Here is a 12,901-nt window from a genome sequence, read left to right on the forward strand (position 1 = left end):
TCTCCTTGTTTAATGCCATAAAGATAAATATTCAGCCACACTAGAAAGTGTCAGCACTGGAAAAAAAGTTAATGCCGCAAAAATATAAACGATACAAATTAAAACAAACATAAAAGTCAAAGTATCTGTTTTTAAGGTATTTGTATTATTTTCTTGGGTTTTTTGATTTAAAAATGATCCTGCAATTGCTAATTGTATAATCAAAATAAGATAACGCCCACAAAACATTGCAAAAGCTGTGCTTAAATTCCAAAACAAATCATTATCTTTAAGTCCCTCAAGCCCAGATCCATTATTTGCAGTTGCGGATGTAAATTCGTATAAAATTTGAGCTAAACCATGAAAGCTAGGATTTGTGATGCTATCTTTTGCAAAAATTACTCCCAAAGCACTTAAAACAAGGATCAATAAAGGATGTATCAAAATAGCTAAGGCGATGAGTTTCATTTGCCTACTTTCTATTTTTTTTCCTAAAAACTCCGGAGTTCTTCCTATCATCAAGGCGCAAATAAATACACACAAAATAACATAAATCATCATATTCATAAGCCCAACACCATCACCGCCAAAAGCAACGTTAAGCATCATATTAAGCATAGTAACTCCTATGCTTAAAGGATTTAAACTATCATGCATATTATTAACACTTCCTGTTGTAAAAGCCGTTGTAACAGCACTAAATAAACTGGATGAATTGGCTCCAAATCTTAATTCTTTTCCTTCTAAATTTCCCAAAGTTTGATTAAGCTCTAAAGAAGATAAATTAGGATTTGGAAGAGTTTCGCTATAATGGATAATAATTAAAGAAATTAAGAAAATAATACCCATAGCTCCAAAGATAACTCCGCCTTGTTTTCCCATCAAAGCAAAACCTTGTTTTTCTTTTCTATAATGAATCATCAATCCAAAGGCTACAACACAAGAACTAGGAATTAACATCATGGATAAAATTTGTATAAGATTGGTTAAAGCATTAGGATTTTCAAAAGGCATACTTGAATTAGCTCCAAAAAATCCTCCACCATTGGTTCCTAAGTGTTTAATAGACTCAATAGCAGCAACAGGGCCTGTAGCTATAGTTTGAATTTTATTTTCTAAAGTTACAAGATTAAAATTTGGATAATAATTTTGCACTACACCTTGAGAAATAAAAATCAAAGAAATAATAAAACTCAAAGGAAGTATTAAACGTGTCATCACACGAGTAAAATCCTCATAATAATTTCCCATTTGCATACCACAAAATGCCCTGCAAAAAGCCATACAAGCACAATATCCACTCACGCCAGAAACAAACATAGCAAGCAAAATTCCTGTGCTTTGAGAAAATAAACTTAAAGCATTTTCCCCGCTATAATGCTGTAAATTAGTATTAGTAATAAAACTAATAGCGGTATTTAAACTCAAATCTAGCGGCATTGATTTGATAGAGTTAGGATTTAAAAAAAATCTATCTTGTAATAAAAAAATAATGAAAGAAAAAATAGCCACCAAAAGATTAAAAATACACAAATGAAAAGAATACTGTTTCCAAGTCATATTTTTTCCATCGATAGCGCAAATTTTATAAATAAAAGTATCTACAGGATTAAAAATAAAATCAAAAATAGTTTTTTTAAAATTAGCAATTTTATATAAGTATCGTCCAAAAATTAAAGATAAACCAAAAGCTATAAGAAGTACTATTACAATTTCTAACATATTATTCCTTTAGAATTTTTCAGGATATAAAAGTGCATAAAAAAGATAACAAGCAAGCAATAAACTTAAAATCAATAAAAAGATCATTCATAAAATCCTATTTAATAAAAATCATTTACAATAAAGGGTTTTAATTCTATCCTTGCTAGCCTTATAATTTGCTTTATTATTTTCAAACTAAAGATATCCTGCCATCATTGTTATAAAATAACCCGCTATACAAGAAGAAACCACGCCAATAAGTCCAGGTAAAATAAAACTATGATTAATCACAAATTTACCAATACGAGTTGTCCCTGATCGATCAAATTGTATAGTAGCCAAATCACTCGGATAAGTTGGCAAAATATAATACCCATAACAAGCAGCCGCAAAAGCTATGATCACACCTGGTTCAACACCAATACTTAAAGATAAAGGAACAAAAGCAGAAATAGCTGCTGCTTGAGAATTAACAAATTTTGAAATTAAAAGAAGCATTAAAGCATAAGTCCAAGGATGCTCTTTAACTATATCTCCAAATAAAGCTTTCATCATAGGAGTATGGACTGCAAACATCGTATCAGCCATCCAAGAAATTCCAAAAACTGCCACAAGGGCTACCATACCGGATTTAAAAATTTCATTAGAGCCTATCTTTTTTACATCTGTTTTTGTAAAAATAATCATCAAAGCGCCCGCTAAAAGCATAAACATTTGAATGATTGAAACCATAGAAATGTAATTATAACTTGGATTTCCAAGCTTATCTTTTTGAGGGATGGTTGCAATCGCTTCTGAATGATCTTTTATATTAGAAGTTAATTTTTTAAGATCAATTACAGCCTTATTACCTCCACTTAAAGTCCATTCTACTGTATTATCAATGTGTGCTTGATACACCATTTTTTGACCCCAATTGGGTTTTAAATCATCAAAAATTCCAATAATAGCTACTGAAAAAATTGCAAGGATAAAAATCCACATTGCAACCCAATTACTTTTTGCTAATTTAACCCCCAAAAGTGTTTTAGATTCTCCATAAACATATTTTTTAAATTCCAAATCTTTTATTTTTTCTTGAAAAACCTCATCTTTATCCAAATCTTTACCTCTAAACCAAGAAAAAATTCCCACACATAAAACACCTATGAGCGTACTAGGTATAGTGATTTGAAGTAAATTAATGTAGCCATCAAAACCGGCCAATTTATGAGAAGTATTTAAAAGCAAAGCTGTTAAACTTACAACCGCTACAGAAACAGGGCTTGCAATAATTCCCATTTGTGAAGATATAGAAGCTGCTGCCATAGGACGTTCTGGACGAATGCCATTTTTAATGGCAATATCATAAATGATAGGCATTATAGTATATACCACATGCCCTGTTCCACAAAGCATTGTCAAAAAACACGTAACAAAAGGAGCTAAAAGGGTTAAAAATTTAGGATTTTTTCTTAAAATTTTTTCAGCAATTTGAAGCATAACATCCAAGCCACCGCTTGCTTGCAAAGTCGCACTAGCAACAACTACAGCTAAAATAGTAAGCATAACATCAATCGCAGGTTTTCCAGGCTGGATATGAAAAACAAAAACTAGCATCAAAATGCCTATTCCACCTAATAAACCAAGAGCTATACCGCCTTTTTTAGCACCATAAAAAAGACAAATAAGCACTACCACTATTTGAATAAAAAATTGCCACCCTTCGCTAAGATTTGTTAAAAAATCCATTTTAATTCCTTTTTAAATTATAAAAATCAATAATTTCATTGTAGCATAATTTAAAAAGAAAAGATAATATTTATTAAATAATATAAATAAAAATTAAATATAAGAAGTTTTAAAAAACTTATCCTTCAAGTTCGTAAAGTTTTTTTCTATCTGTAGAACTTGCGATATTGAGATGTTTTCGGTATTTAGTAACCGTTCTACGCCCAATATCGATCTTAAATTCATCCTGTATGAGTTTTAAAATTTTGCTATCACTTAAAGGTTTTAAGCGATTTTCATTTTTAACCAAATTTGCGATAAAATCTTTTACACTCGCATTAGAAGTTTCTCCTTCTTCATCAAGAGCAAAAGCAAAAAAATCTTTTAAAGGAATCAATCCTCTTTCACAGCTTAAATATTTATTTGCAATCGCCCTTGAAACCGTAGAAGCATTGCGATCTAAATCTTCTGCAATATCTTTTAAAGTCATAGGTTTAATATCTTTACCCACAAAAAAATCATACTGATGCTCTACTATCATCAATCCAATTTTATATAAAGTTGCTTTTCTCATAGCCAAAGCATCTACTAAATTTTTAGCCTCTTTAATGTAATGTGCTAAATATTCATGGTCAATTCCATCTGTTTCAATAGAAATTTCAGGATAATACTCATCATTAATTTTTACTTTAATTTCATTATTTTCTCGAAAAATAAAAATATCAGGAATGATAGCTTGAGAATCTTCAAAATATTCCAAAAAAGGAGGAATGCTGAATTTTTTTATCACAGAAATTGCTTGAGTATATAATTTTTCTTTCGTATAATTTTGAATATTTTCAAAATCCAATATAAGCATTTTGCAAAAATCATAGAGTTCTTCATCTATATTTTCATTTTCAAGAGCAAATAAAAAAGCTTCTTTATAGTCTTTAGCACCCACACCTATAGGATCTAAAAACTTAAAACGCATCCTAATGCTTTCAATATCCTTTTCATCAATATCTTGCATGACTTCTTGATCGTATTCAAAATACCCTTCATGATTAAGACATTCTATGATTTTATTTGCAATATCCTGAGATTTTTTTGTAGGAAAAAGCGGAGGGATAATTTGCTCATTTAAAAGTTCATAAACACTTTTTTTACTAATACCCATACTTTCAACCATAGCTGAATTTGTATTGTTTTTATAAAAAGAATCAAAATAACTCTTTCCTTTTTCAGAGGTTTTAATCGCATCTTGAATATTTAAAAAAGGATTTTCTTCTGCAAATTTGTCCAAATTCTCTTTTAAATCTTCTATATTTGCCTGTAAAATAGGAAGCCACGAACGCAAGGTTTGAGAAATTTTTGTTTTTGCACTTTGAGTAATCTTTTGCTTTAACATTAATCTAGGAGTTTAAACTCCGCTCCTAAATAGTATTTTTTTACATCTTTATTGTTTGCAATTTCTTCAGCATTCCCACTTGCCAATAAAGATCCAGAACGAATCACATAAGCCCTATCACAAATAGCTAAAGTCTCACGTACATTATGATCAGTAATTAAAATTCCAATATTTAATTTCTTAAGTTCTTTAATCAAAGCTTGAATTTCAGAAACCGCTATAGGATCAACCCCAGCAAATGGTTCATCAAGAAGTAAAAATTTAGGCTCACACATCAAACTTCTTGCCAACTCACAACGCCTTCTTTCACCGCCGCTTAAACTCAAACCCTTTCTTAAGCGAATCGGTTCTATACTCAAGAGTTCAAGCATCTGCTCTACTTTTTCATTTAATACTTTTTTATCTTTATAAAAAATTTGTGCCGCTAAAAGCAAATTCTCTTCAACGCTTAAATCTTTAAAAATACTACTTTCTTGTGGTAAATATCCAATTCCCTCTCTAGCACGTTTATTTAATGGCTCTTTCGTAATATCCACACCATCAAGCAAAACTTTTCCATTACTTGGAGTTATTAAACCACATATCATATAAAAAGTAGTGGTTTTTCCTGCTCCATTTGGCCCTAAAAGTCCAACAACTTCGCCACTATTTAATTCTAATGATACATCTTGTATAATTTTTGTTTTTTTTATGATTTTTTCTAGATTGATGATTTGTAATTTACTCATAAAATTTCATACTTTCTTTTATTTTCTTTAACGCTGATTTTAACAATTGTAGATAAAATTCCAAATTGCAATAATTTTTCTTTTAACTCATCATCTCCCCATTCTACCAGATGCAAACCTTCTTCAAATAAATTATCAAACAAGCCATTCTTTAAAAGCCCATCTAAGCCCTGCTGATAAATATCATAATGATATACACAAATATTTTTATTTTGGTATTTTTGCATGATAGAAAAAGTTGGGGAAGTAACCTGATCGCTTAAATTTAGAAATTTAACCCAAGCTTGAACTAAACTAGTTTTACCACTAGCTAAATCTCCTTGCAACAAAACCACTCCATTGCAAGGCAAATAAGAAAAAATTTGATCTAATTCTTCTTTAGATAAAATCATTTCTTTCATAATTTTTCCACGTATTGATTTTGGGTATTTTTAGGAATACTTTTAGTAGAAGGTATAGCCAAAACCCTATATTCTTGAGTGTATTGCATGAAATGCAAACTAATGATATCTCCTATTTTCACTTCCTTACTCGCTTTAGTGACTTTATCATTAATTTTAACCACTCCGCTTTTACACATATCTTCAGAAATTGCTCGTCTTTTTGTGATATTAACCACATTTAAAAATTTATCCACTCTCATAGGAATGAATTTTAGCAAAAAAAAACAAATTTTGGAACATATTTTGCTTGTATTGATGCAATTAAATTTCATTAAAAACCTTTCTTTTAACAAATTTTAGATACAATAAGATAAAAATTAAGTTAAAACTTAAAAAAGGATTGTTTGATGAAAGTATTACTGATTAAAGATGTTAAAGGGCTTGGGAAAGCCGGAGAAGTTAAAGAGGTTAAAGATGGATATGGACAAAATTTTTTAATCGGAAAAGGCTTGGCTAAAGCTGCTACTACTGAAGTTTTAAGAAAATATGAAAGTGATAAGAAAAAAGAAGCTGAAAATTTACGCTTTGAAATTGCAAATTTAGAAAAATTGAAAGAAGAGCTTAGTAAAATCACTCTTGAAATTTTTAAACCTGTTGGAGCTAATGGCAACTTATTTGGCGGGGTTACAAAAGATGAAATCGCTCATGCACTTAAAGAACAAAAAAATATAGAACTTGATAAAAAAAGTTTAGAGTGTGATACTTTAAAAAGCATTGGAATTCATGAAATCAGTGTAAAATTAGGCCATGCAATCCATGCAAATTTTAAAATTGATATAAAGGCAGAATAATTATGTTTCACGCAACTACAATTTTAGCCTATAAGGGTAAAAATAAATCCGTAATCGGAGGAGATGGGCAAGTTAGCTTTGGAAATACTGTTTTAAAAGGCAATGCCGTTAAAATTAGAAAGCTTAACAATGGTAAAGTTTTGGCAGGTTTTGCAGGAAGTACAGCGGATGCTTTTAATCTTTTTGATATGTTTGAAAATTTATTACAAAGTTCTAAAGGCGATCTTTTGAAGGCCGCTATAGATTTTTCCAAAGAATGGAGAAAAGATAAATACTTAAGAAAACTCGAAGCCATGATGCTAGTGCTTGATAGAAATCACATTTTTTTACTTTCAGGAACTGGCGATGTAGTAGAACCAGAAGATGGAGAGATCGCAGCGATTGGTAGTGGTGGAAATTATGCGCTTTCAGCTGCAAGAGCCTTAGCAAAACACGCTTCTTTAGATGAAGAAGAACTAGTAAAATCAAGCTTACAAATTGCAGGAGAAATTTGCATTTATACCAATACAAATATAAAAACCTATGTAATAGAGGATGAAAAATGAACTTAACTCCAAAAGAAATAGTCAAATTCTTAGATGATTATATCATCGGTCAAAAAAAAGCTAAAAAAATCATTGCCATAGCATTAAGAAATCGTTATAGAAGAATGCAATTAAGCCCAGAACTTCAAGATGATATTATGCCAAAAAATATTTTAATGATAGGATCAACTGGAGTTGGCAAAACCGAAATTGCAAGAAGACTTGCAAAAATGATGGGTTTTCCTTTTATAAAAATTGAAGCTAGCAAATACACTGAAGTGGGCTTTGTAGGGCGTGATGTAGAGAGCATGGTAAGAGATTTGGCTAATGCGGCTTTAAATTTGGTCAAGAATGAACAAAAAGAAAAAAACAAAGATAAAATCGATGAATTTATCGAAAATAAAATTTTAGAAAAACTCTTGCCACCTTTACCAAAAGGCATTAGTGATGAAAAGCAAGAAGAATATAAAAACAGTCTTGAAAAAATGAGAACCAAACTTAGAAATGGGGATTTGGATGAAAGCAATATAGAAATAGAAATTTCTCAAAGCATGTTCGATACCAATCCTAACTTGCCGCCTGAAATGGGAGCGATGCAAGATATTGTCAAGGTTATTGGCGTAGGAAGTAAAAAAGTCAAAAAAGAAATGAAAATCAAAGATGCTAAAAACGCTTTAAAAAACGAAGCTGGAGATAAAATTTTAGATCAAGAAAGCATAAAAAGTGAAGCTTTAAAAAGAGCAGAAAATGAAGGGATTATTTTTATAGATGAGATCGATAAAATAGCCGTTTCAAGCGGAAATTCAAATCGACAAGATCCAAGCAAAGAAGGAGTACAAAGAGATTTATTACCAATCGTTGAAGGATCTAGCGTTCAAACTAAAATCGGAACCTTAAAAACCGATCACATACTTTTTATCGCTGCGGGTGCTTTTCATTTAAGCAAGCCAAGTGATTTAATCCCAGAACTTCAAGGACGTTTTCCTTTAAGGGTTGAACTTGATAGCTTAGATGATAAAGCTCTTTATGAAATTTTAACCCGTCCTAAAAATTCACTTTTAAAACAATACACCGAACTTTTAAAAACAGAAAAATTAGAACTTGAATTTGATGATGAAGCCATAAAAGAAATTGCAAAAATAGCCTCTAAAGCAAATGAAGAAATGCAAGATATAGGCGCTAGACGTTTGCATACTGTGATAGAAAAACTTCTTGAAGACTTAAGTTTTGAGGCTGATGAATACGCGGGTAAGAAATTTATCGTTGATAAAAAAATGGTCGAAGAAAAACTTGGAGACATTATAGAAAATAAAGACTTAGCTAGGTATATTTTGTGAAAAGCGGCTTTGTTAGCATCATAGGAAGAACCAATGCTGGAAAAAGTGCTTTGGTTAATTCCTTGCTTGAAGAAAAAATCACCCTAGTTTCCCATAAACAAAATGCCACAAGGCGAAAAATCAAAGCCATAGTGATGCATGAAAAAGATCAAATTATTTTTATTGATACTCCTGGATTACATCAAAGTAATGCAACCTTAAATCAAATGTTAATTGAAAGTGCTATAAAAGCCATGGGAGATTGTGATTTGATTTTGTTTGTGGCAAGCGTGTTTGATGATTTGAAAAATTATGAAGAATTTTTAACACTAAAGCCAAAAGTTCCTCATATTATCGTTTTAAACAAAGTTGATTTAACCGATAATGCCACTCTTTTAAAAAAACTTAACGATTATGCTAAATTTAGCGAGTATTTTAAGGCTATCATTCCTTATTCTTGCAAAAAAAAGACTTATAAAAAAACCTTGCTTGATGAAATTGTAAAATATTTAGACGAACATGAATATTTTTATGATCCTGATTTTTTAACTCCAAGCAGTCAAAAAGAGCTTTATAGAGATTTTATACTTGAAAGTATTTATGAAAATTTAAGTCAAGAATTGCCTTACTGCACCGAAGTAATGATCAATAAAATTAAAGAAAAAACAAATCTTATCATTATTGAAGCTCAAATTATTACAGATACAAATTCTCACAAAGCTATGCTTATAGGAAAAAATGGATCAACGCTCAATCGTATAGGCAAAGATGCTAGAATAAAAATTACACAACTAGCTCAAAATAAAATTCTTTTAAAACTATATGTAGTGGTAAAAAAGAATTGGCAAAAAGATGAGGATTTTTTAAAAAAAATGTTAAATTATGAAGAATAAAATTGAAATTGTAAGTTTTGAAAAACTCATTTATATCCAAAAAAATGGCAGATTTGAAGAAGATAGACTCTTTGAGGAAATAATCAAAGAATGTGATATAAAAAATCCTTTTGAATATCAAATAGCATTTTTAAAACAAGATGAAATTTATCACTGTTTTTTAAGTAGAGTTGAAAATTTGCCTAAATGCCTCGCTTGTTTTCCCAAAGCTTTCATTTTTAAGCCTTTATTTAAAAATAATTTGATTGAAAAAAATAATTTTTGCTTTCTAGAGCTTTATTTGGATGAAATATATTTATGTTTTTATGAACAAGATAAATTTAAAGCTTTTAAAAAATTCAAATATGAACAAAACTTAGAATTATTTTTAAAAAAAACACATATATTAGAACTTTTACAATACTATGAAAGTGAAATTTTAATCAGTTTTGAAAATAATGATTTGATAAAAGAATTAAAAAATAAAGCAATAGTTTGTAAAATTTTAGAACAAAATGAAAATAAACTCGCAAAATTAAGCATGCCAATCTTAGATAAAAATGCAAATTTTATTAAAACAAGTAAGAAAATTTTTCCTTATTATTTAAAACTATTTTTTTTATTTTTATTCATTTTTTTTAGTGCGAGTGGAATTTTAATTTTTACTAATTTTTTAAATTATCAAGAGAATAAAAACTTGCAAACTCAAAATAAAAACTCTCAAGATAAGCTTTACAAACTAGAAAAAGAGAAAAATAAAATCTTAGAAAAAAAACTCAAAGACTTAAATTTAACTCTTTATGATAAAAAAATACTTCTTGATCAAAATTTTAATCAACTCAATGAAATTGTAAAAAATTTCAAACCAAACAAAGATAGAACTTTGATTTTAAAAAATATCTTTATTTGGCTTAACCAAAACTCACTAGGAATTTCTAGCTTAAAACTAAAAGATTATAACATTATCATACAATTTAACAATCAGGAAAACTATCTTCACGCTCTTAAAAATTTAAAAACTGAATTGAAGCTTATATCCAAAAACGATGCATTACATCAAATTATTTTAGAGTTAATCCATGGATAAAATAGAATTTTTTTTAGAAAATTTAAATCTAAGAGAAAAACTTCTCATTACTATCATTATAATATTGTTCGCTATATTTTTAGCTTTTAAAATCGAACCTTTATTTGTAAATTCTTTTTTTAATCATAATATTTTCATCCATAATATTGATATTAAAAAAGAACAAGCTGCTAATGAAAATTTAGAACAAAAAATACAAATATCAAATCAAAAACTACAACAAATTCAAAACAAAACACTCGTTTATGAACAATACTTAAGTTTATTCCAAAAAAAATATGATCAATATTTAAAAAATATCAAAACACTAGCTCTAAATAACAAAATCGAAATAAAAAAAATCTCACAGACAAAAATTCAAAAAAACAATATCGATCACTATAAAATTTTTATCAAAACTTATGGAAATTTTAATGCTTTATTGTCTTTTATAAAAGATTTAGAAAACTCAAATTGTTATTATCAAATCAATATCATTGAAATGCAAAATTTAACAAGCTTAAAACTGGAATTAAATCTTGAAATATCAATAATATATCTTAATAAGGAAATTAAATGAATTTATACCAACAAAAGATCACACAACTTAGAGACTTAATGAAAAAAAATCATATAGATGTTTATTTGATTTTAAGTTCAGATCCTCATTTAAATGAATATCTTCCAGATTTTTATCAAAATAAAACTTTCATTAGCGGTTTTAAAGGATCAGCTGGAACCTTGATTTTTACCCATAAAAAAGCTTTTTTATGGATAGATGGAAGATATTGGCTTCAAGCTGAAAAAGAATTAAAAGGAAGTTCTATAGAACTTCAAAAACAAGATCATGCTAACACTTTTTTAAATTGGTTAAAAGAAAATCTTAAAAACAATGAAATTCTAGGCACTGATTTTTCTCTCTTGTCTTTAAATTTATTTGAAAATTTGCAAACAAATTACCGAGCAAGATTAAAACACATTGATTTGATTTCACCTTTATGGCAAGACCGTCCTAATTTACCAAAAAGCAAAATTTACGAGCACAAGATTAAATACTGTGGTTATTCTCGTCAAGAAAAAATCAAACAAATACGAGAAAAAATGCAAGATTTAAACGCGCAGAGTCATCTCATTTCTTCGCTTGATGATATCGCTTGGATTACGAATTTAAGAGGAAACGATATAGAATACAATCCTGTATTTTTAAGTTATTTGCTTATCAGTCAAAAAACAATTTTGCTTTTTGTTGATCAAAATAAAATTGATTCAAAGCTAGAAAAAAAGCTCAATCAAGATGGAATTTACATTAAAAATTATTGTGAAATTTATCAAGAAATTCAAAAACTCCGCGATACAAACCTACTCATAGAACCAATAAAAACAACAGCTTTATTGATTCAATATCTTCATAAAAGTGTAAAAATCATAAAAGAAATTAATCCTAGCACATATTTAAAATCAATCAAAACTCAAAAAGAAATCAAACATATAGAAAATGCTATGATAGAAGATGGAATTGCTTTGTGTAGATTTTTTACTTGGCTAGAAGAAAATATTAAAAAAAATAAACGCATAAGTGAGCTTGATATTGATCTTAAGATAACAGAATTTAGATCAAAAAGTCCTTATTATATTAGCAATAGCTTTGCAACCATAGCAGGTTTTAATGCTAATGGGGCTTGTGTTCATTACAAGGCAACAAAAGAGAATTTTTCTTATATTAAAGATAATGGACTTTTACTCATAGATTCTGGTGCCCAATATGAAAATGGAACTACAGACATAACTCGCGTTGTTGTCATAGGAAAAGTTAGCAAAGAGCAAATTTATGATTATACTCTTGTTTTAAAAGCACATATAGCCATATCAAATACTATTTTTCCAAAAGATATTCCTATGCCTTTACTTGATGCGATCTCAAGGGCGCCTTTATGGAAAAATCAGCTTGATTATATGCATGGAACCGGCCATGGGGTAGGCTATTTTTTAAATGTCCATGAAGGTCCTCAAACCCTATCTTATTTTGCACCTGTCCTTGAAAAAACCAAAGCCAAAGAAGGGATGCTAACCTCTATAGAACCAGGAATATATAAAAAAGATAAATGGGGCATTAGGCTTGAAAATTTAGTTTTAAATACCAAAGTTAAAAATCCAAAAAATAAAGATTATGGAGAATTTTTATACTTTAAACCCTTAACTCTTTGTCCTTTTGAGTTAAAATGCATCGATAAAACTTTACTCAATAAAGATGAAAAATCATGGCTAAATGCTTATCATAAAAAAGTTTATGATAAACTTTCCATAAGGCTAAAAAATGAACCTAAAGTTTTAAAATGGCTAAAAAATAAAACAAAAACTATTGATTAGCTTTGTTAAAA

Annotated in this window: 13 protein-coding genes and 1 pseudogene; 7 read left to right on the plus strand and 7 right to left on the minus strand. The window is 29.0% G+C overall.

Annotated elements, in window-relative coordinates:
• Positions 1 to 9: 9 nt before the first annotated feature.
• The 7 genes and pseudogenes from kdpA to CQA75_RS06385 all read right to left on the minus strand — a co-directional run bounded on the left by kdpA (position 10) and on the right by CQA75_RS06385 (position 6,154).
• A complete protein-coding gene (kdpA, locus tag CQA75_RS06355; protein ID WP_137624186.1) occupies positions 10 to 1,701 on the minus strand; it encodes a potassium-transporting ATPase subunit KdpA in 1,692 nt (563 codons plus the stop codon).
• A gap of 9 nt (positions 1,702 to 1,710) precedes the next feature.
• Positions 1,711 to 1,788 (minus strand): annotated as a pseudogene (kdpF, locus tag CQA75_RS06360) (K(+)-transporting ATPase subunit F); the annotation flags it as partial.
• Positions 1,789 to 1,878: 90 nt separating this feature from the next.
• Complete coding sequence (locus CQA75_RS06365; RefSeq protein WP_137624187.1) at positions 1,879 to 3,414, minus strand: anaerobic C4-dicarboxylate transporter; 1,536 nt, start codon at positions 3,412 to 3,414, stop codon at positions 1,879 to 1,881.
• A 118-nt stretch (positions 3,415 to 3,532) separates the two neighbouring features.
• Positions 3,533 to 4,783 carry an RNA polymerase factor sigma-54 gene (locus CQA75_RS06370; protein WP_137624188.1) on the minus strand — a complete coding sequence of 417 codons (1,251 nt, stop codon included), beginning with the start codon at positions 4,781 to 4,783 and terminating at the stop codon, positions 3,533 to 3,535.
• Entirely contained in the window at positions 4,783 to 5,511 is a 729-nt protein-coding gene (gene lptB / locus CQA75_RS06375) for an LPS export ABC transporter ATP-binding protein (protein ID WP_137624189.1), read from the minus strand. Before lptB ends, CQA75_RS06370 begins: the two co-directional genes overlap by 1 nt.
• Positions 5,508 to 5,912, minus strand: a complete 405-nt coding sequence (gene tsaE / locus CQA75_RS06380; RefSeq protein WP_137624190.1) for a tRNA (adenosine(37)-N6)-threonylcarbamoyltransferase complex ATPase subunit type 1 TsaE — start codon at positions 5,910 to 5,912, stop codon at positions 5,508 to 5,510. Before tsaE ends, lptB begins: the two co-directional genes overlap by 4 nt.
• Positions 5,909 to 6,154: an RNA-binding S4 domain-containing protein gene (locus CQA75_RS06385; RefSeq protein ID WP_137624236.1), complete on the minus strand. Its 246-nt coding sequence runs from the start codon at positions 6,152 to 6,154 to the stop codon at positions 5,909 to 5,911. Before CQA75_RS06385 ends, tsaE begins: the two co-directional genes overlap by 4 nt.
• A gap of 147 nt (positions 6,155 to 6,301) precedes the next feature.
• Here CQA75_RS06385 and rplI point away from each other — a divergent pair, with 147 nt between their 5' ends.
• From rplI to CQA75_RS06420, 7 genes are read left to right on the plus strand one after another with little or no spacing between them, the layout of a single operon-like run.
• Positions 6,302 to 6,745, plus strand: coding sequence for a 50S ribosomal protein L9 (gene rplI, locus CQA75_RS06390; RefSeq protein ID WP_137624191.1), 444 nt, complete (start codon positions 6,302 to 6,304; stop codon positions 6,743 to 6,745).
• Positions 6,746 to 6,747: 2 nt separating this feature from the next.
• Positions 6,748 to 7,290 (plus strand): ATP-dependent protease subunit HslV, encoded by a 543-nt coding sequence (gene hslV / locus CQA75_RS06395; protein WP_137624192.1) that lies wholly within the window; start codon positions 6,748 to 6,750, stop codon positions 7,288 to 7,290.
• The gene (gene hslU, locus CQA75_RS06400) at positions 7,287 to 8,606 is read left to right on the plus strand and encodes an ATP-dependent protease ATPase subunit HslU (RefSeq protein ID WP_137624193.1); all 1,320 of its coding nucleotides are present in this window, start codon (positions 7,287 to 7,289) and stop codon (positions 8,604 to 8,606) included. Before hslV ends, hslU begins: the two co-directional genes overlap by 4 nt.
• A complete protein-coding gene (era, locus tag CQA75_RS06405) occupies positions 8,603 to 9,478 on the plus strand; it encodes a GTPase Era (RefSeq protein ID WP_137624194.1) in 876 nt (291 codons plus the stop codon). Before hslU ends, era begins: the two co-directional genes overlap by 4 nt.
• Entirely contained in the window at positions 9,468 to 10,544 is a 1,077-nt protein-coding gene (locus CQA75_RS06410) for a hypothetical protein (protein ID WP_137624195.1), read from the plus strand. The genes era and CQA75_RS06410 overlap by 11 nt, the downstream gene beginning before the upstream one ends.
• Complete coding sequence (locus tag CQA75_RS06415) at positions 10,537 to 11,103, plus strand: hypothetical protein (protein ID WP_137624196.1); 567 nt, start codon at positions 10,537 to 10,539, stop codon at positions 11,101 to 11,103. Before CQA75_RS06410 ends, CQA75_RS06415 begins: the two co-directional genes overlap by 8 nt.
• On the plus strand, positions 11,100 to 12,890 hold the full coding sequence (locus CQA75_RS06420) for an aminopeptidase P family protein (protein ID WP_137624197.1): 1,791 nt from the start codon (positions 11,100 to 11,102) through the stop codon (positions 12,888 to 12,890). Before CQA75_RS06415 ends, CQA75_RS06420 begins: the two co-directional genes overlap by 4 nt.
• Positions 12,891 to 12,901 lie beyond the last annotated feature (11 nt).

The sequence above is a fragment of the Campylobacter taeniopygiae genome, from assembly GCF_005406225.1.
Taxonomy (GTDB): domain Bacteria; phylum Campylobacterota; class Campylobacteria; order Campylobacterales; family Campylobacteraceae; genus Campylobacter_D; species Campylobacter_D taeniopygiae.

Coding starts and splice junctions, on each gene's coding strand:
- tsaE (WP_137624190.1), bottom strand. CDS start 5,912: ATGAAAGAAATGATTTTATCTAAAGAAGAATTAGATCAAATTTTTTCT.
- CQA75_RS06415 (WP_137624196.1), top strand. CDS start 10,537: ATGGATAAAATAGAATTTTTTTTAGAAAATTTAAATCTAAGAGAAAAA.
- CQA75_RS06370 (WP_137624188.1), bottom strand. CDS start 4,783: ATGTTAAAGCAAAAGATTACTCAAAGTGCAAAAACAAAAATTTCTCAA.
- lptB (WP_137624189.1), bottom strand. CDS start 5,511: ATGAGTAAATTACAAATCATCAATCTAGAAAAAATCATAAAAAAAACA.
- CQA75_RS06420 (WP_137624197.1), top strand. CDS start 11,100: ATGAATTTATACCAACAAAAGATCACACAACTTAGAGACTTAATGAAA.
- CQA75_RS06410 (WP_137624195.1), top strand. CDS start 9,468: ATGAAGAATAAAATTGAAATTGTAAGTTTTGAAAAACTCATTTATATC.
- hslV (WP_137624192.1), top strand. CDS start 6,748: ATGTTTCACGCAACTACAATTTTAGCCTATAAGGGTAAAAATAAATCC.
- kdpA (WP_137624186.1), bottom strand. CDS start 1,701: ATGTTAGAAATTGTAATAGTACTTCTTATAGCTTTTGGTTTATCTTTA.
- rplI (WP_137624191.1), top strand. CDS start 6,302: ATGAAAGTATTACTGATTAAAGATGTTAAAGGGCTTGGGAAAGCCGGA.
- hslU (WP_137624193.1), top strand. CDS start 7,287: ATGAACTTAACTCCAAAAGAAATAGTCAAATTCTTAGATGATTATATC.
- CQA75_RS06365 (WP_137624187.1), bottom strand. CDS start 3,414: ATGGATTTTTTAACAAATCTTAGCGAAGGGTGGCAATTTTTTATTCAA.
- CQA75_RS06385 (WP_137624236.1), bottom strand. CDS start 6,154: ATGAGAGTGGATAAATTTTTAAATGTGGTTAATATCACAAAAAGACGA.